Annotated in this window: 22 protein-coding genes and 1 pseudogene; 8 read left to right on the plus strand and 15 right to left on the minus strand. The window is 55.5% G+C overall.

The features are described from left to right. The first annotated feature begins 99 nt into the window (after window positions 1-99). Window positions 100-1,227: a sulfatase gene (locus Poly51_RS16695; RefSeq protein ID WP_146458915.1), complete on the plus strand. Its 1,128-nt coding sequence runs from the start codon at window positions 100-102 to the stop codon at window positions 1,225-1,227. Here the strand turns inward: Poly51_RS16695 and Poly51_RS16700 are convergent. From Poly51_RS16700 to Poly51_RS16720, 5 genes are all read right to left on the minus strand, one after another. After that, window positions 1,182-1,727 (minus strand): NAD(P)-binding domain-containing protein, encoded by a 546-nt coding sequence (locus Poly51_RS16700; protein WP_146458916.1) that lies wholly within the window; start codon window positions 1,725-1,727, stop codon window positions 1,182-1,184. The two genes, Poly51_RS16695 and Poly51_RS16700, sit on opposite strands and share 46 nt — an antisense overlap. Further along, entirely contained in the window at window positions 1,727-2,356 is a 630-nt protein-coding gene (locus tag Poly51_RS16705; RefSeq protein ID WP_146458917.1) for a MerC domain-containing protein, read from the minus strand. The genes Poly51_RS16700 and Poly51_RS16705 overlap by 1 nt, the downstream gene beginning before the upstream one ends. Beyond that, entirely contained in the window at window positions 2,356-3,621 is a 1,266-nt protein-coding gene (locus Poly51_RS16710) for a GTP-binding protein (protein WP_186775613.1), read from the minus strand. Before Poly51_RS16710 ends, Poly51_RS16705 begins: the two co-directional genes overlap by 1 nt. A 12-nt stretch (window positions 3,622-3,633) precedes the next feature. Beyond that, window positions 3,634-4,044 carry a hypothetical protein gene (locus tag Poly51_RS16715; protein WP_146458919.1) on the minus strand — a complete coding sequence of 137 codons (411 nt, stop codon included), beginning with the start codon at window positions 4,042-4,044 and terminating at the stop codon, window positions 3,634-3,636. A gap of 161 nt (window positions 4,045-4,205) precedes the next feature. Beyond that, window positions 4,206-5,114 carry a ZIP family metal transporter gene (locus tag Poly51_RS16720; RefSeq protein ID WP_146458920.1) on the minus strand — a complete coding sequence of 303 codons (909 nt, stop codon included), beginning with the start codon at window positions 5,112-5,114 and terminating at the stop codon, window positions 4,206-4,208. A 205-nt stretch (window positions 5,115-5,319) separates the two neighbouring features. Between Poly51_RS16720 and Poly51_RS31030 the strand changes: the two genes are divergently transcribed. From Poly51_RS31030 to Poly51_RS16730, 3 genes are all read left to right on the plus strand, one after another. Further along, window positions 5,320-5,712, plus strand: coding sequence for an ArsR/SmtB family transcription factor (locus Poly51_RS31030; RefSeq protein ID WP_246114562.1), 393 nt, complete (start codon window positions 5,320-5,322; stop codon window positions 5,710-5,712). Between the two features lie 13 nt (window positions 5,713-5,725). Next, window positions 5,726-6,076: a hypothetical protein gene (locus Poly51_RS31035; protein WP_222435876.1), complete on the plus strand. Its 351-nt coding sequence runs from the start codon at window positions 5,726-5,728 to the stop codon at window positions 6,074-6,076. An 83-nt stretch (window positions 6,077-6,159) separates the two neighbouring features. Then, window positions 6,160-6,585: a Fur family transcriptional regulator gene (locus Poly51_RS16730; protein WP_146458921.1), complete on the plus strand. Its 426-nt coding sequence runs from the start codon at window positions 6,160-6,162 to the stop codon at window positions 6,583-6,585. A gap of 5 nt (window positions 6,586-6,590) precedes the next feature. On the opposite strand, the gene Poly51_RS16735 is transcribed toward Poly51_RS16730, so the two are convergent. Further along, on the minus strand, window positions 6,591-8,033 hold the full coding sequence (locus Poly51_RS16735) for an A24 family peptidase (RefSeq protein ID WP_186775614.1): 1,443 nt from the start codon (window positions 8,031-8,033) through the stop codon (window positions 6,591-6,593). Between the two features lie 262 nt (window positions 8,034-8,295). Between Poly51_RS16735 and Poly51_RS31345 the strand changes: the two genes are divergently transcribed. Next, window positions 8,296-9,141, plus strand: a complete 846-nt coding sequence (locus Poly51_RS31345) for a hypothetical protein (protein WP_246114563.1) — start codon at window positions 8,296-8,298, stop codon at window positions 9,139-9,141. Window positions 9,142-9,156: 15 nt separating this feature from the next. Here the strand turns inward: Poly51_RS31345 and Poly51_RS31830 are convergent. From Poly51_RS31830 to Poly51_RS16750, 3 genes and pseudogenes are all read right to left on the minus strand, one after another. Further along, window positions 9,157-9,495: pseudogene (locus Poly51_RS31830) on the minus strand (DUF2924 domain-containing protein); the annotation flags it as partial. After that, complete coding sequence (locus tag Poly51_RS30505; protein ID WP_186775615.1) at window positions 9,485-9,646, minus strand: hypothetical protein; 162 nt, start codon at window positions 9,644-9,646, stop codon at window positions 9,485-9,487. The gene Poly51_RS30505 and the pseudogene Poly51_RS31830, both read right to left, overlap by 11 nt. Before the next feature lie 488 nt (window positions 9,647-10,134). Next, on the minus strand, window positions 10,135-10,503 hold the full coding sequence (locus Poly51_RS16750) for an IS66 family transposase (RefSeq protein ID WP_186775616.1): 369 nt from the start codon (window positions 10,501-10,503) through the stop codon (window positions 10,135-10,137). 226 nt (window positions 10,504-10,729) lie between these two features. Here Poly51_RS16750 and Poly51_RS16755 point away from each other — a divergent pair, with 226 nt between their 5' ends. Further along, entirely contained in the window at window positions 10,730-11,629 is a 900-nt protein-coding gene (locus tag Poly51_RS16755; RefSeq protein WP_146458926.1) for a GAF domain-containing protein, read from the plus strand. A gap of 7 nt (window positions 11,630-11,636) precedes the next feature. On the opposite strand, the gene Poly51_RS16760 is transcribed toward Poly51_RS16755, so the two are convergent. The 5 genes from Poly51_RS16760 to Poly51_RS16780 all read right to left on the minus strand — a co-directional run bounded on the left by Poly51_RS16760 (window position 11,637) and on the right by Poly51_RS16780 (window position 15,228). Continuing rightward, window positions 11,637-12,347, minus strand: coding sequence for a helix-turn-helix transcriptional regulator (locus tag Poly51_RS16760; protein WP_146458927.1), 711 nt, complete (start codon window positions 12,345-12,347; stop codon window positions 11,637-11,639). A 696-nt stretch (window positions 12,348-13,043) separates the two neighbouring features. After that, complete coding sequence (locus Poly51_RS16765) at window positions 13,044-13,565, minus strand: macro domain-containing protein (RefSeq protein ID WP_146458928.1); 522 nt, start codon at window positions 13,563-13,565, stop codon at window positions 13,044-13,046. 19 nt (window positions 13,566-13,584) lie between these two features. Continuing rightward, window positions 13,585-14,022, minus strand: a complete 438-nt coding sequence (locus Poly51_RS16770) for a macro domain-containing protein (protein WP_246114564.1) — start codon at window positions 14,020-14,022, stop codon at window positions 13,585-13,587. Window positions 14,023-14,062: 40 nt separating this feature from the next. Further along, window positions 14,063-14,596 carry an RNA 2'-phosphotransferase gene (locus tag Poly51_RS16775; protein ID WP_246114565.1) on the minus strand — a complete coding sequence of 178 codons (534 nt, stop codon included), beginning with the start codon at window positions 14,594-14,596 and terminating at the stop codon, window positions 14,063-14,065. Window positions 14,597-14,622: 26 nt separating this feature from the next. Then, window positions 14,623-15,228 (minus strand): nitroreductase family protein, encoded by a 606-nt coding sequence (locus Poly51_RS16780; protein WP_146458931.1) that lies wholly within the window; start codon window positions 15,226-15,228, stop codon window positions 14,623-14,625. Between the two features lie 89 nt (window positions 15,229-15,317). Here Poly51_RS16780 and Poly51_RS16785 point away from each other — a divergent pair, with 89 nt between their 5' ends. Further along, window positions 15,318-15,689, plus strand: coding sequence for a TA system antitoxin ParD family protein (locus Poly51_RS16785; protein WP_146458932.1), 372 nt, complete (start codon window positions 15,318-15,320; stop codon window positions 15,687-15,689). Beyond that, entirely contained in the window at window positions 15,689-16,237 is a 549-nt protein-coding gene (locus Poly51_RS16790) for a zeta toxin family protein (RefSeq protein WP_246114591.1), read from the plus strand. Before Poly51_RS16785 ends, Poly51_RS16790 begins: the two co-directional genes overlap by 1 nt. Window positions 16,238-16,980: 743 nt before the next feature. Here the strand turns inward: Poly51_RS16790 and Poly51_RS16800 are convergent. Beyond that, complete coding sequence (locus tag Poly51_RS16800; RefSeq protein ID WP_146458934.1) at window positions 16,981-20,745, minus strand: dsDNA nuclease domain-containing protein; 3,765 nt, start codon at window positions 20,743-20,745, stop codon at window positions 16,981-16,983. Window positions 20,746-20,771 lie beyond the last annotated feature (26 nt).

A 20,771-nucleotide genomic window follows, 5' to 3' on the forward strand; every position in this document is an offset into this window, starting at 1 on the left:
CGATCGCCGTGTTTCTGCGCCAAGACCGCAGCTTGCGAACGTCTGATTACATTGTTCAGCGGGAACTTCTCCCTTACTTTCAATCAGACAAATAACGCGATGACAATCAATCGACTGCTCGTTTTTGCATTGGTGGCGACGGCTTCGCTTTTCCAACACGCAACCATGGACGGCGCGGATTCCGACAAGCCCAACATCGTTTTGTTTTTTGTCGATGACTTTGGCGCACGCGATCTTTCGTGCTACGGCAGCAGCCTGTACGAGACGCCGAACATGGATCGGTTGGCCGCCGAAGGAATGCGGTTCACCGATGCTTATTCAGCCTATCCCCGTTGTGTGCCCTCGCGAGTGGGGCTGCTGTCGGGGAAGTGCCCAGCACGTGTCCAATACGAGTCGGACCAACGCAAAGGCAAAGAACACCATCTTCCGCTAAGCGAAGTCACCTTTGGTGAAGCACTGCAAGAACACGGTTACCAAACCTGCTACATCGGCAAGTGGCATCTCGGTCACGAGGGTGGAGATCCGAGAGCGCAAGGTTTCGAGACCGTCATTCATGCGGGGTCGGCCGGTGCAACGGGCAGCTTCTTCCATCCGTTTTCGGTCGAGAAAGGTCACTCCGTCGAGAACCCCATCGAAAGCAAAGAGGGCGACAACCTGATCGATCGGATGACCGACGAAGCGGTGAAGTACATCGATGCCGCGAAGGAAAAACCGTTCTTGATGGTGATGGCGCATTACGCCGTTCACACTCCAATCGAAGCACCCGAGGAGATCACGAAAAAGTATTCCAGGAAGCTTCGCAAAGCGGGTTTGGCATCGGGCGGAAAACGCGACGATGCCGACTTCGTTCGGGACCGACAAGGGATGACGAAGACGATCCAGAACAACCCGACCTACGCCGCCATGATCGAGAAGACAGACGATTCGCTTGGACGCATCATGCTGGCGCTCGCGGAAGCCGGTGTGGCGGACAAGACAGCCATCATTCTGACTTCGGATCACGGTGGCCTTTCCACGCGAGGACTCGAAAACAATCGCGGCGTCGCAACGTCCAACGCTCCCTTTCGCCAAGGCAAAGGATCGATCTTCGAGGGCGGCACTCGCGTCCCGTTGATTGTGAAGTGGCCTGGAAGAATCGAGCCCGGGAAAGTCTCGTCCGTTCAGGTGACCGGTATGGACCACTATCCGCCGATGATGATGAAGTCATCGCCTTGCAGATCTTCGTAGCTGGGGATCGTCGCCGTGTGGATGCAGTACTCGCTGCCCGGAAACCCGTTCAAACGAGGATACTGAAACTCGCCCGCCGCCCAAATCACATGCTTGGCTCGCAACGTCTCCGTAGTGGTGTCGATGCGAAACTCGTCGCCGACTTTGGCAACACACAACACATCGGTGTTCTCTTGGACGGGAAGCTCAAAGAACTGGGCGACACCTCGCAAGTGTGCTGCGTACTCTTGACCCGTCGGATGTTCGACTTCCAGACTGAACGCGGGCGACACGCCGATCGCCACTGAATTCAAGTCCAAGATTCCGATCGAATTGGTAGGAAACGACGGCGTGATAAACCGAGTTTCCGCGGGCCAACGATCGAACGATTCGCCAACACGATAACGATCAAGAATCCGAAATTTCTCGATCCCGGCATGCTTGAGTGCGATGCCAACACCAACACCCGCCGCTCCCGCACCGATGACGACGACGTCGAAGATTTCCGGCTGGGATAGCATTACGCAGTCGCCTCGGCAGACGGCTTCGCTTCACAACAACCGCACAAACATCCGTAGCGACGGTTCAGCAAGTGAGCAGAGACCAGCAACAGGCCTCCCAAGGGTGTGATCCAGGGAGCGAGACGGACGAGTAATTCTGGTGACATGAAAGACGCCATGGCAATGCCTGCGGTGCTGACGTCGGGGGATTGTTGCTCCGTAACAGCGTCCGTCGCGCACAGTTCGCAGCATGCATCGGTGCAGACAGCAGCAGAAACGCTGGACGAGTCAGGCAACTCGCAAGCCGCACAACAATCGCCCGCGAAACCGAATGCCGCAAAGGTGATCAGCGAAATGCCGACGACCGCGATCCCGGCGGGCATCCAACGACGGTGCTGGCGAAAGCCGGGAACGAATGCCGCCAGCGCGATCACGAAACACGCCAGCGCCATCCAGCGATGAAAGGCTGCATCAGCCAGGAAACTCAGCCCCAAAGCCGGCAAGAACGAGATCACAAACGGCATCGCCGCACAGTGAATCGCGCAGCCGATCGACGCGACGATGCCGAACCAGTCTTGCCAACGAGACGGGCTGGCAGCGGGCGGCATGCTAGGCGTTGAAGCGGAACGAGGTTCAATCACTTGTGACATTACACCGCCTCCTCTTCCAAGAGTTCGTCTTCGGTTTCCAGTTCGATCGGCGGCAACGGGTCTTCAAAGTTTGCCCAGTGCTCTGGCCCTTGCACGTATTCCAGATCGGTTAGCAGACAGTCATCGAGAATTTGAATGATTCGTTCTTGGTTCATCGCGTTGCCGATGAACACCAACTCCTGATGTCGATCCCCGTGTTCCTTGAGGCCATGCGCGCCAACAAATTTGGATTGAATCTCGGCGACCACTTCCTCGTCGTCGGGCCACTGTTCGTCTGGCGCGGCGGCCCACCAAAAACCGGCCGGGTCCATGCGGATCGAACAACCGGCTTGCGACCAGTCATAAGCCCAGTCGTGACGCGACGCGATCCACATCAAACCTTTGCTGCGCAGCACACCGGTGAACAAGCCGTCGTCCATGTCACCATCGAGGGCGTCGGTCAAGCGTTTGGGATGAAACGGACGGTCGCGGCGATAAACAAAATTCGAGATGCCGTACTCTTCGGTTTCCGTTTCCTCTTCGCCGCGTGGCACCGCGAGCCAACCCGGTTGAGACTCGGATTCACTGAGCGAGTACAAACCCGTGCCCATGATCTCTGACAGCTCGATTTGGCTTTCGGTCGTGTTGAGAATCTTGGCGTCGGCGTTGAGTTGCCGCAGGATGCGATTGAGTTGTTCGATGTCGTATGGCGACACCAAATCAGTCTTGTTCACGATGATGACGTTAGCGAACTCGACTTGATCGACCAGCAAGTCAACGATGTTTCGCTTGTCGTCTTCGTTCAGTCCCAAACGGCGATCCGTGAGATCGTCCCACGAACCAAAGTCCTTCATGAAGTTACCCGCGTCGACGACGGTGACCATCGTGTCAAGGTCGGCGACCAACGACAGACTATCGCCTTCTTCGTCCTCAAACGTGAACGTCTCGGCGACCGGCATCGGCTCGGAGATGCCAGTTGATTCGATCAACAGGTAATCGAATCGTCCAGCGCGAGCGAGCCGACGGACTTCAATCAGCAAATCTTCACGCAAGGTGCAGCAGATGCAGCCGTTAGACATCTCGACGAGCTGCTCTTCGGTCCGCGATAAATTTGCATCGCCCGACTTCACGAGCGCCGCGTCGATGTTCACTTCACTCATATCGTTTACGATCACGGCGACCTTGAGGTTGTCACGATTGGTCAAAATATGGTTGAGCAGCGTCGTCTTTCCGGCACCAAGGAAACCGGACAGGACGGTAACGGGCAGAAGTTTGGTTTGGTTCATTGAGATCATCCTTTAGGGTTGATTGGCGATTTGGGTGAGGAGTGAGTGGGAGACTCGCGTTCGCTGGGCGTCCGCGTTATGAAACCTATTCGATGCAATTTTCCGCAGATCAATCGCGACGACTCCGTGCCTTTGCAGTCGCTCAAGAAACAAAGCCGCGAGCGGCGATTCTTGACCGCTGTCGTACACGACAAATGTCGCGTGACGCATGGCGAAAGCGCGAGCGTTGACGACTTCGTAGTCCTCGGAATCGTCTTGAATCAGCACCCCCAATGCGACACCGTTTGGCAACGGTTCCAAAAAAGCCGCCGACGCCGAATCGGCAACCACGACAGTCTGCACGGGTGGCTGAACCGTAGGCTCACCGGCGAACGTTTGAAAACCGACCACACCCAACCATGCCGTCAACAAATATCGAACCATCACTCACTCTCCAGGAAACGAAGCGACCGAAGCAAATATACCGCACCTGCAATGCGTGTGCAAGTATACGGCGGTTCGATTTAGACGGAGAGATTATTTATTAAGGGAGTCGATCGGGCGGTGTCGGGATCGCTGGCTCCGCATAAAGACTCGACATCGCTTCAATGATCGTGACCATGATCGTGCGAGTGTTCTGAATGCGCTGGCTCGTGAGTGCCATGATCGTGACCGGGCAGGTTTTCGATGCCGACGGCGATCGCGATGCCGAGCAAGAACGCGGTGGTGAGCTTGCCGCGATCGTGATCGTGGAAGGCCACCTCGGGCAACAAGTCCGCCAGTGCGATGCCGATGAAGAAACCGGCCGAAATCGTGAGTCCCCAGCCTAGAACGCCTGAGTTGGCAGCAAAGGTCGTCGCACCGAAGTAGAACGCCAACGCCCCGATAGGGCAGGCGAGCGAGAAGGCTAGGTTCGCTGCGTTTTGTGCCGCTTGGGGCCAATTCTGTTTGCTCATCACTGATATGATCGCGAACGCATCGAGCGGTTTATGCAGCAGCACGGCCAAAAACGTACCCAGTCCCGCCAGTCCCAGCCAAGCACCATGCGAAGCGTCAGCGATTACGCTGCTGGCCAGTGCCACGCCGTCCACTAGCGTGTGCAGCAGCAAACCAAAGAACAGCCCCGCCCAACTGATCCCCTTCACGTCGCCGTGATCGTGCGAGTGACCGTGATCACAATGGGTATGTTGATGATCGGGCTGGGCATTCACTTCGTCCCCATTTTCGGTCACCGGGACGCCGTGGTCATGGGTATGGAACAGCCGAATGAGCAAGAACATGACCGTCAAACCGATCAAGACTCCCACACCCGCCTGCGAGTGAGATCGCAACACCTCACCACCATGCGGCAGCAAGTGCAGCAGCGCGATGCCGATCATCAATCCCCCGACGCCGCTCATTAGCAACTGCGTCCGCAAATGCGTCATCCGCAATAGCGACGACAACTTGCCACCGGCGAGCGAAGCCGCCGCGATCAGCAGGCAATAGACAATCAACAAGGCGGCGGTCGACATCGAATTTCCAAACAGGCAACGAGAACAGACCGCAAAAGATACGCTGTTGCATTGGTTGTGCATATAAGGTGACGGATGATTCCGCGTCACCTCGCTGTATCTCGTTATGGCTCAGGGGTGCGAGTCTCGAATGGAATTGCCTGCGTGGGACTTGACGTCGGGCTGATGGATCGTATACTTGCATAGGTAAGCAACTGTGAAACCAATGGCAAAACTTAAAAATCGAAATTCAACTGTACCGGCTGACGAGTCCCCAAGCTGCGACGGGCATGGGCATCGTGGGTTGGCGATGCGAGTAGACGCGGAAGCTTGCGAGCGGGCGGCGGCGATTTTTCGGGCGTTGGGCGATCCCCAGCGACTGCGATTGCTCATTCTGCTCGAAGCGGGTGAATGCTGCGTTTCGGAACTGTGCCAAACCCTCGACGAACCGATGCCGGCGATTTCACAGCGGCTGAGACTGCTTAAAAGCGAACGCATCGTTCGCTCGCGGCGGGACGGCAAGCACGTCTACTACGCGCTCGCCGATGACCACATATCGCGATTGGTGACCAACGGGGTCATGCACGCGATGGAACTTTCTCACTCTGATTCTCGTTAAGGAACTGAAGCAAATGTCGAAACTACACACCCATCACGACCACCAACATGGTCCTGACTGCGAACACACCGGCGTCCAGCACGGTGACCATGTCGATTATCTGCACGACGGCCACATGCACCACGTCCGCGATGACGGACAAGTCGAAGAGCATGTTTTGGAAGTCAGCGAAGCCAATCCGAACGTTTGCACCCCGGCTCACTCTTGTACCGGACACGAAGCAGGCCACGTTCACGGTCCGAACTGCGGCCATGAAGCGGTGCCACACGGTGACCATGTTGATTACTTAGTCGATGGGCACTTGCACCATCCGCACGGCGATCACTGCGACGATCACGGACACGTTGCTGTTGTGGGAGCGTGAGGCTCCTGACGATCTCCATTACTTGCAAACGTTTTGCAATTGGGTATAGTCGAAGCGTTCATGATTCCTTCTGAGATATCCAAATGACCAAGAACGACGAATCGCTTGACCCGGTCAAGCAGGCGATTCGCGAGGCAGGGCTCCGTGCCACGCCGGCGCGAATGGCAACCTTGCAACTGCTCCGCGCATCAAACACGCCGTTGACCCACGCGGTGGTGTCCGATCATCTGGCCGTCAACGGTGTCGATAAGGCGACGGCGTTTCGTAATCTCAATGACATGGTCGAAGCAGGTTTGGTCCGGCGGACCGAAGTCGGTGATCACGTTTGGCGATTCGAGGCGACCTCTGCCGACCACGATAACACACACCCGCACTTTTTGTGTGTCGACTGTGGCACCGTATCATGCTTGGACGATGTTAAGCTGACTGCAGGCAGTCAGAGGGCGAGCGAGAAAATCGGAGAAGTCACCGAGATCTTACTGCGTGGTCATTGCAACGAGTGTCGTTAGATGGCTCACCACAACGCGGCAAGCCATTTCCAGGCAGGTTGATGCAGCATCGCGATTGTGAATAGCATCGATGTCGCCGACCACTGTATTTTTGCGCCGTTCCAACGACTTAGCAGCGTAAGCAAGCTAGCGGCGATGAGGCAGAATAACGCGATCGTGACGGTCGCTTGCCAGCCCAGCGTGATGCCGACGAGCGCGGCGGCCAACGAAAGCGATGTCTTACGTCTCTGGATGCGTTTGCTCGCGAAACGTTGAACTAAAATTGCCAGTGCCCAACCGGTAATTCCACCTAACACGCTGGTCACGGCCTGAACCAACCAAGTCGGCATCGCCTGACTCAAAGCGATCGGGATCTGAGCGTCAAACGCGACCGGTTGAAGTCCCGTAAAGGCGATCGGCAACGTGGCCAGCACGATCACCATCGACCGAGCCAACCACTTCGGGCAACGCAAGCGGTCGACATCCATGAGGGCCAACATCAACAGACAACTGAACATCGCCACGTGATAGAGGTAGAGACCGATGACGGGCCACTTCGTGTACAAGATGATCCACAAAATTCCGGCATAGTGGTAATGTGGGGCTCCGGGAACATTGGCCGCGCCGGTGACCAATTCGTACAAGAACAGCAGCCCAAAGATCGCTGCTCCGATCAGTTCAACCCAAAAGTATCGAATCGGAATGTCGGCCGCGCAGGCGCGGCAACGACCGCCTAAGTTGAGATAACTGAAGATCGGCAGATTGTCGGTTCGTCGAATCGGTGTCTCACACTTCGGGCACGCCGAGGATCGCAAGGCGATGGATTCACCACGCGGCGCACTGGCGGCGACCACGTTGATGAAACTCGCCACGCAGGCACCGAAGTAGGTAAAGATCGCGAACACGGCGAACTTGGCGCTGCGAATTCGCAATTGTTCAAGCGCCGTCAACTCTTCGATCGTGTAGCTGCTCGGTCGATCGCGGTACTGTTCCAGAAACGCATCGATCGAGGGCAGGACAATCATGTACACCAGCACGCCGGCAATCCCGATCATCACAGCCCCCGATCGAAAGGAGACTCGCAGGCTTTGAACTCGCACGATGGCGACGCATTCGCGAACCGCCAAAATCACCAAACTCGCCAGCAACACGGCGGGCGAGAAGAACACCATCGGCGACGACCAACGGTCGGGGGTGTCTTGCTGAATCGTCGTCCAGCTCAACAACACTGCGAAACACACCAACACCGTCAATCGAACGGCCGAGGGGAACCGCGAGCTGACGAGACTGGCAAGAGCCAACACGTTACCCAGCACCAGCATCAGCGAGCCGGAATCGACGCCGATCCGAACGGCTGAAGCGATCGCCGAGCAGCCTGCGGTGCCGATCAACAACATGCGGGCATATTCGCCAAAAAGCGAATCCGCCAACGGATCGGATGAATTCGTGAGGGATGGGTCGGAAAACATAGCAGGCACGCGAAAAGCTTGTCCAAGCATCCGGCACGCCGACCCGCGACCGAAGCTGATTGAGAGGCAACCGAGAATCTAATACTTCTGCACAACCAGTGCAAGTAAGGTGGGCGCGTCGCCTGGCTGGCTTTCCGGCTGTGGCAATCTGGGTTGACTTTGTCAATTCAATCGGTCGTTTTCAATGTGCGGGTTTTTCCGTGCCGATACCAAACCATGGTCGGGCCGTTTGGCTTCTTTCTAACGGCGTATGGGTTTTGTGATGCAACGAATCAGTCGGTTTTGTTTCGCAGTGGCGGTGTGGTGGCTGGCCGCGTTGCCGGCGGATGCCTGGGATCGTGGTTGTGATGATTCCCAATCGAAACCTTCGTACGAGGGCGATTCGCCGTGCAATCGCTTGAGCGACGATCCTGCTTGCATGGGACAATCGCTCGCCGATCGTCGGTATGAATCGTTGTTCTGGGTCGGCGTCGATAGCCTGTGGCTAACCCATTCGGGCAGCGAATTTCGCTCCGAGATTTTGGATCCCGGCAACAACGCCGTCGTGGTCGCTCAAACGCTCGATCACGGCTTGCCAGTCGCACCCCGATTGCGATTGGGGACGTTGCTGTTGGATTCCGTTCGCACCGAACTGAGCTACTTCGGCACCGACGGTTGGGAGTCGTCCGCGACACTGCAAAACGTCGCACCGCTGCCCGATTTGGATGCGACGATCGATTACGACGCGGAGCTTCACAACGTCGAGTGGAATTTTTTCAGCGGCCAATCCGAAATCGATTCGCACTGGATGATCGGTTTGCGTTACCTGCGTTACCGCGATTCGTTTTCAGAAAGCTATCGTTTGGACACTGGGTTCGGGCCGTTGATCGAGGAGACGGCAAGTGGCGAAGCGACCAACGACGCGTTCGGCCCGCAGGCGGGTGTTGGGTTGGATCTTGGCGGCGGCAACACGTTGCTGCACTTGGGTGCGAAGTTGGGACTGATGAACAATCAAGTCCGTCAATCCGGGCCGGCGTTCAGCAACGCGATCTTGATCGACGGGAATCCGGAAACGACGTTTGATAAGCGTCTTGTAACGCTCACCCTCGTATTCAAAACCTTCGGTTAGCACGAGCACTCTCAGCATCGAGCCTTTGTACTTGCGCTCGATGATTTGCCCCGGCGGCGGCACCCGTGGATCCCAGTTGTTTGGTACCGTCGTCGATTCGCTTTCCTGCGCTCGTTGCCGGGGTGGGGTCGTGCGAATCAGCGACTCGCCGGCGATCACCGTTGCTCGCAGGATAGCTCGTTCACTCAGGCCGCCCTCGGCGTCGGCTTGAAGCTTCCAGGCAACGCGACGTTGCACGAAGCGTCGGTTTCGTGATCGGCACTTTTCGCCGAACAGCTTCTCGTACTTTGCCGTGAGTTCGCCGATCGTCAGGTCCGAAAGTCCCGCGATTTGCAATTTCGTTTTAGGACTCATCGCTCACCTCCGGCTTGTTGATGCTCTTGTTGTTCTTCGCCACATTGGACTTTTCGATCGCGCCCGATTGTTGAGCGGCAATCTTTACTTTCTGTCGCCAGATCGCTTCGACAATCAGCGTCGCGATCTTCTGTCTTTGTTCCTCGCACAACGTCTGTTTCTCCCACTTGGAGTCGAGAACCGGTCTCGGCCGGACCCGATGCCCGGTCGTTTGGACCGGTCACAGAGAGCGAGGAATCCGAACGCAACTCAAGCCGTTCGGGTAGAGAGTTTGAGAGAATTTGAGAACTTTCCCGCTGGTCCCGCCAGCGCAGCACCGCAACGCCCAACAACGCCGCCACTTTTTGAACTTGATCCGCCGTACTGACCGCCGCACCCGCCATTCGCACCTCCCACACAAAAGCCTCAAACCCGACCAAGCCAGACGAAACTGGCACCCTCAGGGTTACTTATGCAGAGCAGGCAGGCCGAGTTGTGGATAATGGCAAATCGATGCAAAATTCGCTTTACAATTCAATTTAGATAGCCGCGGCAGCGAGATATGAAAGCCATGAGTGACTATCCCGACAACTTCAACGTAAGCGGTCGGCAGAACTATTTGCGGGTCAGTTTCCGCCGGCGGGCTCGGCGGGCTTTGGTTTAGTCGGCGTGGGCCAGCGATTCCGCCTCGCGGTAGCTGCGGACTTTGTCTGGATGAGTGGTTGCCCAGGCGTTCGGTAGCAGCGCGTCCAGGTCAGAATCGCCACCGGCAAGACGCCGCAGCACGTCCTCCAGATATGCCCACAAGTCCAGGTTGTGTCGGTGCGCAATGGCGGTCAGCGTGTACGGTCGCGCCGCCACTTCACCACCCACCTCGCTGCCCAAGAACAACCAGTTCATGCGACCGATCGTCAGACGACGAAGATCTCGTTCGGTGTCGTTGTTGTGAATCGGCAGCCCGCCATCCTCGATGAACACGATCAGCGGTTGCCACTGGTTCAGCGCGTAGCGGACCGCTTTACCGCTCACCAACTTCAGCCCCCGCCGAACGCTTACAAGAAAGCCACGAGCGATGTATCATGACGAGGTCCAAGCCAATGTCGCCGCCTAGAAAAACCTGCGTCAAACACGGCCAAAACGTCAAACCGTGCCATTCGGGTCTGGCATGGCTGTGCCAGGCACCCAAAGGACCGTTCCGGCAACGATACTTGCCCCCATTTATTCACGCATGGTGTCTCACTTCGATAATCAAATCATGCCCGCACACAAGCCCTATCCGACCTTCGCACTCGCGGCCGCTGACGTATTGAAGTACCTGCACAACCGATACGGATTCGGATTGTGGATGGTAACGCGTACCGAAGAGAATGACTGGATCGTTTTGCACGCTGAAGACCATGGTTACGGAGTCAAGCCAGGTGCCGTGTTTCGCTGGGCTGATTCCTTCTGCTCGCAAATGGTGATTGGACGAGGACCTTGCATCGCCCCTCGGTCGGACGATGTACCTGCGTACGCAGCAGCACCGATAGGTTCCCAAGTGCAAATCGGCGCGTACGTTGGGATTCCGTTGAAGGATGCCGATGGAGAGCTATTTGGCACTCTGTGCGCGATTGATCCACTCCCTCAAAGTGATGAGTTGATCAAGGAACAGCACGCGATCGAATTGATCGGTCGGCTGTTAAGCACTTGCCTCGTCGCAGAACTCAAATCGTCTGCCGAAGCGAGAAGCGACCTTCGGTTGGATGTTTCGCGATTAGTGGATCGCGAATCGGGAGCGCTCAGCCAAGCCGGATGGGAACAATACGCGGCCGCGGAAGAAATCCGATGCCAGAAGTTCGGCCATCCTGCGACGCTGCTCAGTCTAAAAGTGCCTTCGGACCAGGAGTGGCCCCTTCGCGAAGTTGTGTCTGCGGTGAGCAAAGTGTTGACGGCTGATGAAGTCATTGCAAGGGTAGAGGGCAAGTCGGAACTGCTTGCCCTACTCCCGGAAAGTGATTCAGGTGCTGGCAAACTAGCGCTAGCTAAGGTCGAAGAGGCGTTGAAGGCTTTTCCAGGTATCGTTGTCAAAGCCGTTTCCCGAGATCCTCGACGGGGCATCCAGGCTGCGGTTGAAGAATTGCTCGGTTCGGAAAACCAAGGCGAACGCCCTGTCTGAGAGGAGCCTAAAACTGATCGTCGATAAGACCGTTTTCCTCCAGGCGAACCATGAGCTTCACAATATCGATGGGTTTTTGAACGCCCATCAGGTCCATGATCTTGTGACGACGGTTTTCAACTGCCTTGGTCGTTAGCCCGACGCGCGAGGCGATCTCCTTCGTTGAATCACCCATGACATATCCGCGACAAATCGTACGATCCGTTTCGTCCATTCCCAGAAGAACCGACAAGACTTCGTTCAAACTTTTTCGTTTTTCCGCTTCCGTTGAACCGACGAATTCCTTCGCGCGAGAGATGACGATGATCGCGTAGTTGGGGCTTTTCAGTTCATCGAGCCGACGCTTGAACGTTCGCATCGTAACTGTGCGTCCGTTTTCCCAACGACAGAGATGCTCAATCTCAATGTTCATGACTCCGTCGAGAATGAGCCGGTCGGAATCGGTCGACGTCTTCACGAGGTGGGGCAGGAAGTGGCTATCCAGTGTCGATCCGACGGCTGATTTTTCGTTCAGCATGTAGCGGCGAAAGGCGGCATTTTCGAACGTGATCACCCGACTTAAATTCTTGATCGCGACCATCGACTCGAATGAATCTAGACCCAGCGGTTGGCTGTGCTCGGAATGGTGCCACTCAAACACGGCAGCCAATATCGATGCCTTCTCTTCGTCGAAGGACGATTGATAGTGAATCGGAACGTCGGGAGGCTGATTTTGCATTTTCGTTAACCTTCGTGACACGTTCCCACCAGAACGACCGTTCCGGATGAAGCGGATCACCTTCTTAGCCGATAAAATCACTCCATCCAGCCCATTGCAAACCAGCCCATCCGTGTCCGAAATAATCGATCCCAAAAATCAACATTTTTCGAGCGGCGTCCCGTGCAAGAGCGATGCTGAAGCAGGGCAACCTGAAGATTCGATGGCGGGCAAGGGATCGGATTGGGGGCAACAATCCGATCCCTACGCCGCCGCGAAACTCCGACAAGCCAGGGCACTAGCAAGTGCGAAGTCCGCTTCGTTAACACGAACATTTATCGCACACTGCGAGACGGTTCGCCAGCCGATCTGAGCGAATCTTGCAAGATTCCACGCTGTTCATCGACTTGCATTAGCGGCTTTAACGATGACGCCGGATAGTCAGTGGTTTGTTAGTAAGCGTTCGGCAGAACTATTTGCGGGTCAGTTTCCGCCGGCGGGCTCGGCGGGCTTTGGTTTGGGCGGCGCGGGCCAGCGATTCCGCCTGGCGGTACTCCCTCAGAAAGAAGTATTGTCTCGCAAATCGACTTCGCGAAGTCCAAGCGACTGCGGATCGACGGGTAGATCAATGGAATCCGCATCGAAACGGCTTTGAAGCCAGCCAAGGGAAAGTGGTACAACAACAGAAAAAGGAAACCGTACCTCATGCCGTTTCCTTCACGCCTGATCCCGAGTCACTGAGATCGCTTCCAAAAGTTCGGATCGATGCTCGTCCGATCGGACCACGATTGTCAACGTAAGACCATCGAACCGAGGTTCACCTGCAAGCGGTGCCACCGCTGTTCCAAAATCAGCAATCGACATCGGGCCATATCCGGTGGCCAGGGTCGGTGTTGAGATCGTCTTCGCGCCAGCCTTGATCGCGAGATCTAAGGCGGCGACAACGGTCTTGCGGACGAGTTCGATGGAAGAGTCGTAGAACGGGTCAATCGCAACCGCATGTAGAATTAAATTGAACGGCAGGCCTCCGGCAGCGCTCTGGACGACTGTTCCAGCAGGGACGGCAGAGAGCCCTTTGCTTTTCAAGTGTTCGTGCAACTCCGCTTGAATCGTCGGCCCAACTGCTGAAAGGATTGCTCCATTGACGCCACCGGAAAGATTCAACCATGGGTTAGCGGTAGAAATCAACACATCAGCGGCAACTGCGAGTACATCACCGACTTCAATGTTGATTTTCATTTAAAACAATCCGGTGCATTCAGGTCTTCCTAAATTGAACGATGACGATTCGACCCGCGAAGCGAACAGCCGCGAGTTCGTCCTTCATCATATCAAGAACAGCGACAGTCGATCCTCCACCTGTGCCAGCACCGATTAGTGGAAATGCAATCGAGGTGAAATTTTTTTCCTCCGCCAACGCGATTGCATTGCGGCATGAATCTCGGATCGACCTTTCACTCGACCGCCACCACATGCTGATGCCGGCCACGTGGATGATGGCCTTGAATGGCAGATCGCCCGCAGTGGTGAGCACCGCGCCGCCAAGCGGAATTGCCCCGTGCTTAGCAAGCTCACGAAACGGAGCGTATCCAGCACGGCGCTTAATCGCTCCTGAGACACCCTGAGGAATCAGCAGCCACCAGGGGATGATGTTTCGATTCCAAGCGTTAACGATAACGTCGACGTCTTGGTCCAATAGATTTCCTTGAGCGACTTCCAGTTTGCTCATTCGACGCTCACGTAGGGAAAGTCAGATACTGCGGTGGCACAGCGTCGACCAACCAAACACCGTTGGCTGAAAGATAAAAGAGGTGTCCTTGTTGATGCATCGCCGCAGCGTCGATCTGGAGAACGATTGGCTTGCCTCGTCGTGAACCTACTTTGGTTGCCGTCGCTGCATCGGATGAAAGGTGGACGTGGTTTCGGGATCGCTTTTGTAGCCCAGTCGCCCGAATGCTCTCCAAAAATGCTGCAACAGTTCCGTGATAGAGCGTTTGCGGCGGCTTAGCTTCGTCAAGTTTCAAATCGACGTTGGCCAATGAGTGCCCTTGGCTAGCACGAATGCGCAGCCCGTCGTCGCTTAACGCGAATCGCTTCTTGTCACTTGTTGCGACGACTTCGTGGAGCAACTCAAGAGACAAAGCCTTGCCTCGTTCATTGGCATTGGAAATTAACTGATTGATGTCCAGCCACCCCTCATCGTCCAGTTGCATTCCGACGACTTCAGGTTGATGCCTGAGAACAAGGCTCAGGAATTTACTGGTGGCCATGAGATTCTTTTCGCTGTTCATTAAGTTTAAAACCCATTCTCGATAGTCAATTCATCGAGTGAAAGTTGCCCAGGCTTCGGCCATGCGTCCTTGGTCCCTTTGCCAATCGCGACCATCGGTCCCATGACGTGATCGTCGGGCAAGTTGATGAGCTTGGCGACGGCTTCGATGTCGAAGCCGATCATCGGGCACGACTGATAACCCATGCCTTGCGCGGCGAGCATCATCGTTTGCATCGCCATCCCGATGCTGCGTTGAGCCTCGTCTCGCTGCAACCACTCGCGGCCCTCGTGGAACGGCCCCATCCATCCGACCAACATCTCAGCGACTTCCTTCGGAGCGTTCGCAAAGTAACGCGACGGCTCTTTCTGCCACGCCTTCATGTCGGCGGTAAACAGAGCGAGCAGCGAAGCGTCGGTCATCTGGGCTTGGTCGTTGCCAAACTCCTTGCGAATCTTCGCTCGCAGATCCGGATCGCGAAGGATGACGAACCGCCAGTGCTGGATATTGAAACTGGTCGGGGCTTGGATGGTGGCTTCGAGCAGCTCCTTTTCTTCGGCCGCGGTCATCCGGTGGTCGGCGTCGAACTGCTTGATCGCGCGGCGGTTGTAGATCGCTTCTTTGACTTGCATCGTGGATCCTTGTAATTGGCATGGATTGTTTTCGGAAAGTTGAACCATGAGTAGCGTTATGCTACCATGGCAATGTAAGGAGAAAAACCATGGGACAACCAGTCAAGCTTTCTGATGAATTGGTTTGCGACGCGCGAGCATCGGCGGAGATAACGCAGCGAAGCATTGCCGGCCAAATCGAATTCTGGGCGGCGCTGGGCAAGTCGCTCGAGCCGATCTTGCGTGGCGATCGAGCGATGGCACTTCGCCAATCGGGGGCGGCGCGGCCATTGTCCGAAGCGATTTCGGAGGTGGATTCGCCGGCGGGTCGGCAGCGTGTCAGCGATTACCTCAACACGCGACCGTTCCCACATTTTGAACCGATAGCTGATCGCCCAGGTTTACTTCGAAAGACCGATGAAGATGGCACCGAAACGATTGGACGGTTTGTCAATCGAGTATTCGAACCGGCCGACGAGTGATGCTGGGCTTTGAGTCTCTCGACAAACGACCGATCATCATCGCGATTGCCGGATCCAACGGTGCCGGCAAGTCGACGTTCTTTGCGTCGCATTTGGCCGACTGCGGACTTCGCTTCGTCAACGCGGATGACATCGCACTTGAATTGGACATCGGCCCGTATGAAGCGGCCGAGGCGGCAGCGGCGATCCGAGAGTCTCTCGTCGAGCGTGGCGAGAGTTTTGTCTTCGAAACGGTCTTGTCGGACCCGGTCGGCGAAAAGGTCGATTTGCTGGCCGGATACGTGTCGCGCGGTTACGAAGTCGTGATGATCTTCATTCGCATCAAAGACGCGGCCACATCGATCCAGCGAGTATCAATGCGGGCAAGCCAAGGTGGCCACGACGTTCCGGACGCAAAACTGCGTGCAAGGTTCAAACGCACGCGAGCCAATCTTGCTCGGGCGATCGAGCGACTGCCGAACGTCTTGGTCTTCGACAATTCCGAGCTGAGCCATCCGTACCACCTTGTCGAGCGTTACCGAGACGGCAACCGCGTCGATAAACGATGACGCCCAATCAGAACGGGAATCAATTTTCGTGAAATAGCGAGTTTTCCCACGCGGGAAAACTCCAAGAAACTCGAAAGCTGATTGCTCTCAGCACTCTCGCAATGGGGCTCTGAACACACCCTGCCATCCCACATAACCCGCTCAAAACAGAGAGTCTCTGTTTCTCGGAAAATCACATTAGCCGAAGGTCACAGAGACAGAGAGTGGCGAGAGTTCGGTCCGAGAGAGCGCAGAGGCGGGGGCGGACCGTGAAAACAGAGTGTCTCTGTTTGGCCGACGGCAGAGACGCCAGAGAGCTGGCCGGAACGCGTTTTACCCAGCAAAAAAGGGCGTAAAACACGAAAAAAGGCCGGCGACAGTGCAAAGCACCATCGCCGGCCTTCTGATTTACCCGGCGGTCAAAAAATTTTGAACCAAGTCCGGAAAGTTGAGGGAACCGAACTCCTTTCAAAAGGTCTCTACCCCCCGGTGTCTCGGGTGAAGGGCTGGCGGCGGAAATTGCGAATAACCCAGCAAAAGACGACATGAAACGTCTCTGGGTAATTCGACAATCGGGCTAGGCGGACTTCATAACCCGCCAAAATCCCTCGCCGACACGCATCATCAAAGCTTTGAACACAAACCGCCAACGAAAAAACTCTCGATGACTTGGATGGATTGGTACGACGCCCTCGACAAACCAATTTGGACGCCTGAGCCGTCGACGATCCGCCAGATCTGGCAGCTTCTCCAGGTAACACTCACTAACGCTCTAGTCTCGAAAGTTCGTCTGATATCCCCATGTAGCCGACACGTTCCATTTTGTCGATCAAGTCTAGGCATCGCACTTTCATGGTCTCACTCTTCGTTTGCTCATATTGTCGGACGACAAGTTTGGAGATAGAGCGAGCAATCATTGACCCGTGGTAGGCGATGTGCGTTCCTTCCTCGCCGAGAAAGCTGAGCACCCTTTCAGCTGCAGCACACGTCACTTCGGGCAACTCAACTGATGACTGCTCCATCGACCTCAATAGAGACTCTGGGTCAGTTTCAAAGCTTGTGGATGCAATGAATGTAAGCAAGCTAGCTTCATGCTCTCGAAGAAATTCACCTGACAATCCACTGAACGCCATGCCAACTCGCTGTCGGACTTCTTCAGACGAGTCGTCATAGAAAGCCACCAGCGACTGCTGACACTGTTCACCGACATGCTCATTGTCGATGTTGTGAGCGTAGACTGACGCAAGCTTCCGCCGCATGTCTTCGGTTCCCGTGCGAGCTTCATTCAATAGCGTCCCAGTATCGATGTCTGAAAGGTCCGCGTGAGCGATTGACACCGCTGCATTCTTAATGGATTTTTGGACGTCTGAGCGGAACGCTTCTTCATCCTTCAGTAGCGAAGTCTTCTCCTCTGGGATCGACGACTTCTCAGCTGACCAACCAAACGACTCCACCGATGAAAACGACTGTTTGGGAAGGTCGGGGAATTTCCGTTCGAGCGTCTCGATCCGCATTTTGGTGGCTTCCGAAGTTCGGTCGGCATCGAGACATCGGAGCAGGTAGAGCTCATCTCGTCCACGGATCTGCGGCGTCCGTCGTTCATGTGCGTCGCAATAGCCATTGATGAACGACTCGATCGCATCGAGGTTTTCGTCGCTGCAATGTGGCGAAATAGCGATTAAGGCCATGCAACTGATTCGCCCTCCCGAACCAATGTCCAGACGACTCTCGTTTCGCAATACATACTCAGCGCACTCATCTGCGAATTCGCCGGCATTCTCGGTCCATGCTCTCAGGAGCAAGTAAGCGAACGTGCCGCTGTTTGTCGCCGGCAAATCGCCAACGATTTCACGCAGTAGCTCCGGCTTCTCCTTTGCGAGATGCCCGAGGGAAGCAGCCAGTTGGTCCAGTGTGACGTCGTCGATGTCAAAATAGTCTGTTCGACCGGTGATGTATGGCCATGCGCGGTCCCTCCCGTCTTTTCGAGTGGTGTCCAGCGACTGGAGTACGACATCGCGAACAATTGGCAGCATCCGTTGGGCAAAGTATGTCGGTTCGTCTTGGCCGGCCTTTGCAATGATCGTTGTGCCGCTGCGAGAGTGGTTGAGCTTGCACCGATCCATGAACTTGTCGGATTTGCCGTCGTTGCATTCTGTTGCAGTCTTCTCGAACCAGGTCGCTAGCACGTCGATCAAGAATCGAGGTGATTCCTTTTCGGCATTGTGATGCTGTGTCCAGAAATCGCTATCTCCGGATGTTGGGCTTTGATAGTCGTCGTACGAACCATCACGGATCATGGCGTGATAGATGTCGCTCATCGCTTTGCTCTTGTGAGCGATACCCCAAGACATGATTCGATGAAGCCGTGTCTGCCAGTCACCACCTTTGCCTCGATATGGCGCAATCAACGCAGCGATTTGCTCCGACCTGTCGTCGTGCAGGTCGCTAGATTCGAGGATCCAAGTAGCCGAGTTGCTCCAGATCGATTCGGAAGATGCGAGCCAGTTCTTCAGATAGCCGTGGTCGTTTAGCACGTCGAACCAACCAACGTGCCCTCGACACGCGACGGACACGTATCGCGACAGATCCGTCTCCAAAAAATACGGTTCGATGATTTGCCACTCATCACGTTGCGGATCGGCTATTTGCCCCAACGTGGAAGCCACCATCCGCTTGATGTGGAACCGCACTTTTTCGCTTTCCAGTAATTCCTTCAGGTCGGCGAGGTAGCGTTGTCGATCAGAACCACGCCTAAATGCAAGTATCTGCCGTACTTGCGACCTGCGGAACAAATGCTGCTCAGAGGATTCAAGCAGGTCGACAATGCTATCTCCGGAGCGGCAGAAATGGCGTGCGAATGCATAGTCGAAAAACGACTCATGGAAAAACCGCAAGCTCTCACCAGACCGAACCAACACATGTTCCGACACCATCGCCTTCACATCGTCGCTGAACTGGTCGATACCAATGCTCGGCGCGAATAACAGTTGGTCCTGGCTCATACGCCGTGTTAGGTACTCGATCACCTCGTCCCATGCTGCCTCGCGGCCAAGGCGTTCCTTCAGCTTGAATCGTTTGCGATCCCAGAACTCGTTGTAAAGCTCCAGGCTCGTCGAGAAAGGCTTGGCTGGGTCTCCTTCGAGGAACAGAAGCAAATGAAACGGACAAGACAGGATCTCGTACTGTCTGTCACTTAACCCGACCTTTTCATGCCCGGCCAAAGCAATCGATTCATTGATTTGCTCGCGGGTTAGTTTCTCAATCGCGACCTGCTCGAACCCACTGAGTTTATTCGCAAGGCCACGAAGTCGCGCGTCGTGCTCAAGATCAAAGTCACGACATGCGAGAAGCAAGTGCATATTCTGGTAACTGGCGACCTCGTCCAGCAATCGCTGAAAAACATCCCACATCGAAGAGTGACGACCCGACACTAGGCTCATCGCGTCCAGCTGGTCGACGACTAAAACGCAAGCATCCCCATCCGCGATACCAGCGAGTATTCGCGCCGGTGAATCGGGTAAATCGAGTTGTTTTCCGACCTGCCTGGTCGTCTGACACGGTTGGAAATTATCCATCCGAATGCAAAGGCATTCGATTTCTTTCTCAACCAAGCCGGAGACCACCTGAGCTATCAAACAGCTCTTCCCGAAACCGGCCGGAGCCTTGACCAAGACCCCTCGACACTCGGAGCGTATGAAGTGCCCCAGGACGACTTCGGTCTCACTGCGAGCAATTGACCCACCATTGATCAGCTCGGCTTCCGCGACGCTTAGGTACGACTCATTCGTTGATTTTTGGAGATCTCGTATTCCTTTGTTATTTTTCCAGTCGCGAACGCTATACCCAAGCGATTCAACGTGATGGCGGACGTCAGCGGTATCAAGCTTGCGTCCAAGGTTGCGGATTGCAAACTCGGCGAGCTCTCGCCTGAGACCAGCCGGAATCATCTCATCGCCGTTATTACGATGAAAGTATTCTTCAATCCGTTGGTCCACCGACCGAATCAAATCGTCGTGACCGCGCGGTATCTCTTCGATCGCTTTCAATATTGAAAGGCAATGGGCCTCGTCGCCGCCCGTGAGGTTGCGGACCATAACGTTGAACTGATTTGACAGCTTCTCCGATAACACCGACCGAAACTCAGAAGCGTCCGCAACGTTCCTTGCGCGATCAACCAATTCTCTTAGTTGATTCGCTCCGGTCGCCGAGATGAACTTGAGCCGGGCGGATGGATGTCGATCAAGCTTTTCCGCGAGATCGCCGAGGATACTGCGTCCTGTAGACCGATCCGGCCGCGTCAATACAGTGATGGACCATTCTGTCGCCTGTGTCTGACGCTTGAGCGAATGGAATTCAACCGTGCCGGACTCGGTTTTCGCCTGAAACTCGACGCCAGCGGAATCTTCCCCAAAAGACTCGATCTCCATCTCGCTGTAGCGGCCGCGATGCAAGTTAATTAAAGCGTCAACAGTCCACACCGACTCGTAGTGGTTGCCGATCTTGTCTGCTTCGCCTCCGCTCCTTGGCATCCCTAGCCCACTACTTTTCCGTGAAT

The sequence above is a fragment of the Rubripirellula tenax genome (genome assembly GCF_007860125.1).
GTDB lineage: Bacteria > Planctomycetota > Planctomycetia > Pirellulales > Pirellulaceae > Rubripirellula > Rubripirellula tenax.

Excerpts from the sequence above, each read along its gene's own strand:
- Poly51_RS16735 (WP_186775614.1), bottom strand. The coding sequence starts at position 8,033 with ATGTTTTCCGACCCATCCCTCACGAATTCATCCGATCCGTTGGCGGAT.
- Poly51_RS16705 (WP_146458917.1), bottom strand. The coding sequence starts at position 2,356 with ATGTCACAAGTGATTGAACCTCGTTCCGCTTCAACGCCTAGCATGCCG.
- Poly51_RS16715 (WP_146458919.1), bottom strand. The coding sequence starts at position 4,044 with ATGGTTCGATATTTGTTGACGGCATGGTTGGGTGTGGTCGGTTTTCAA.
- Poly51_RS16695 (WP_146458915.1), top strand. The coding sequence starts at position 100 with ATGACAATCAATCGACTGCTCGTTTTTGCATTGGTGGCGACGGCTTCG.
- Poly51_RS16780 (WP_146458931.1), bottom strand. The coding sequence starts at position 15,228 with ATGCAAGTCAAAGAAGCGATCTACAACCGCCGCGCGATCAAGCAGTTC.
- Poly51_RS16720 (WP_146458920.1), bottom strand. The coding sequence starts at position 5,114 with ATGTCGACCGCCGCCTTGTTGATTGTCTATTGCCTGCTGATCGCGGCG.
- Poly51_RS31035 (WP_222435876.1), top strand. The coding sequence starts at position 5,726 with ATGTCGAAACTACACACCCATCACGACCACCAACATGGTCCTGACTGC.
- Poly51_RS16700 (WP_146458916.1), bottom strand. The coding sequence starts at position 1,727 with ATGCTATCCCAGCCGGAAATCTTCGACGTCGTCGTCATCGGTGCGGGA.
- Poly51_RS16765 (WP_146458928.1), bottom strand. The coding sequence starts at position 13,565 with ATGAAAATCAACATTGAAGTCGGTGATGTACTCGCAGTTGCCGCTGAT.
- Poly51_RS16790 (WP_246114591.1), top strand. The coding sequence starts at position 15,689 with ATGCTGGGCTTTGAGTCTCTCGACAAACGACCGATCATCATCGCGATT.
- Poly51_RS16785 (WP_146458932.1), top strand. The coding sequence starts at position 15,318 with ATGGGACAACCAGTCAAGCTTTCTGATGAATTGGTTTGCGACGCGCGA.
- Poly51_RS16730 (WP_146458921.1), top strand. The coding sequence starts at position 6,160 with ATGACCAAGAACGACGAATCGCTTGACCCGGTCAAGCAGGCGATTCGC.
- Poly51_RS16800 (WP_146458934.1), bottom strand. The coding sequence starts at position 20,745 with ATGCCAAGGAGCGGAGGCGAAGCAGACAAGATCGGCAACCACTACGAG.
- Poly51_RS31030 (WP_246114562.1), top strand. The coding sequence starts at position 5,320 with ATGGCAAAACTTAAAAATCGAAATTCAACTGTACCGGCTGACGAGTCC.
- Poly51_RS31345 (WP_246114563.1), top strand. The coding sequence starts at position 8,296 with ATGCAACGAATCAGTCGGTTTTGTTTCGCAGTGGCGGTGTGGTGGCTG.
- Poly51_RS16760 (WP_146458927.1), bottom strand. The coding sequence starts at position 12,347 with ATGCAAAATCAGCCTCCCGACGTTCCGATTCACTATCAATCGTCCTTC.
- Poly51_RS16775 (WP_246114565.1), bottom strand. The coding sequence starts at position 14,596 with ATGGCCACCAGTAAATTCCTGAGCCTTGTTCTCAGGCATCAACCTGAA.
- Poly51_RS16710 (WP_186775613.1), bottom strand. The coding sequence starts at position 3,621 with ATGAACCAAACCAAACTTCTGCCCGTTACCGTCCTGTCCGGTTTCCTT.
- Poly51_RS16755 (WP_146458926.1), top strand. The coding sequence starts at position 10,730 with ATGCCCGCACACAAGCCCTATCCGACCTTCGCACTCGCGGCCGCTGAC.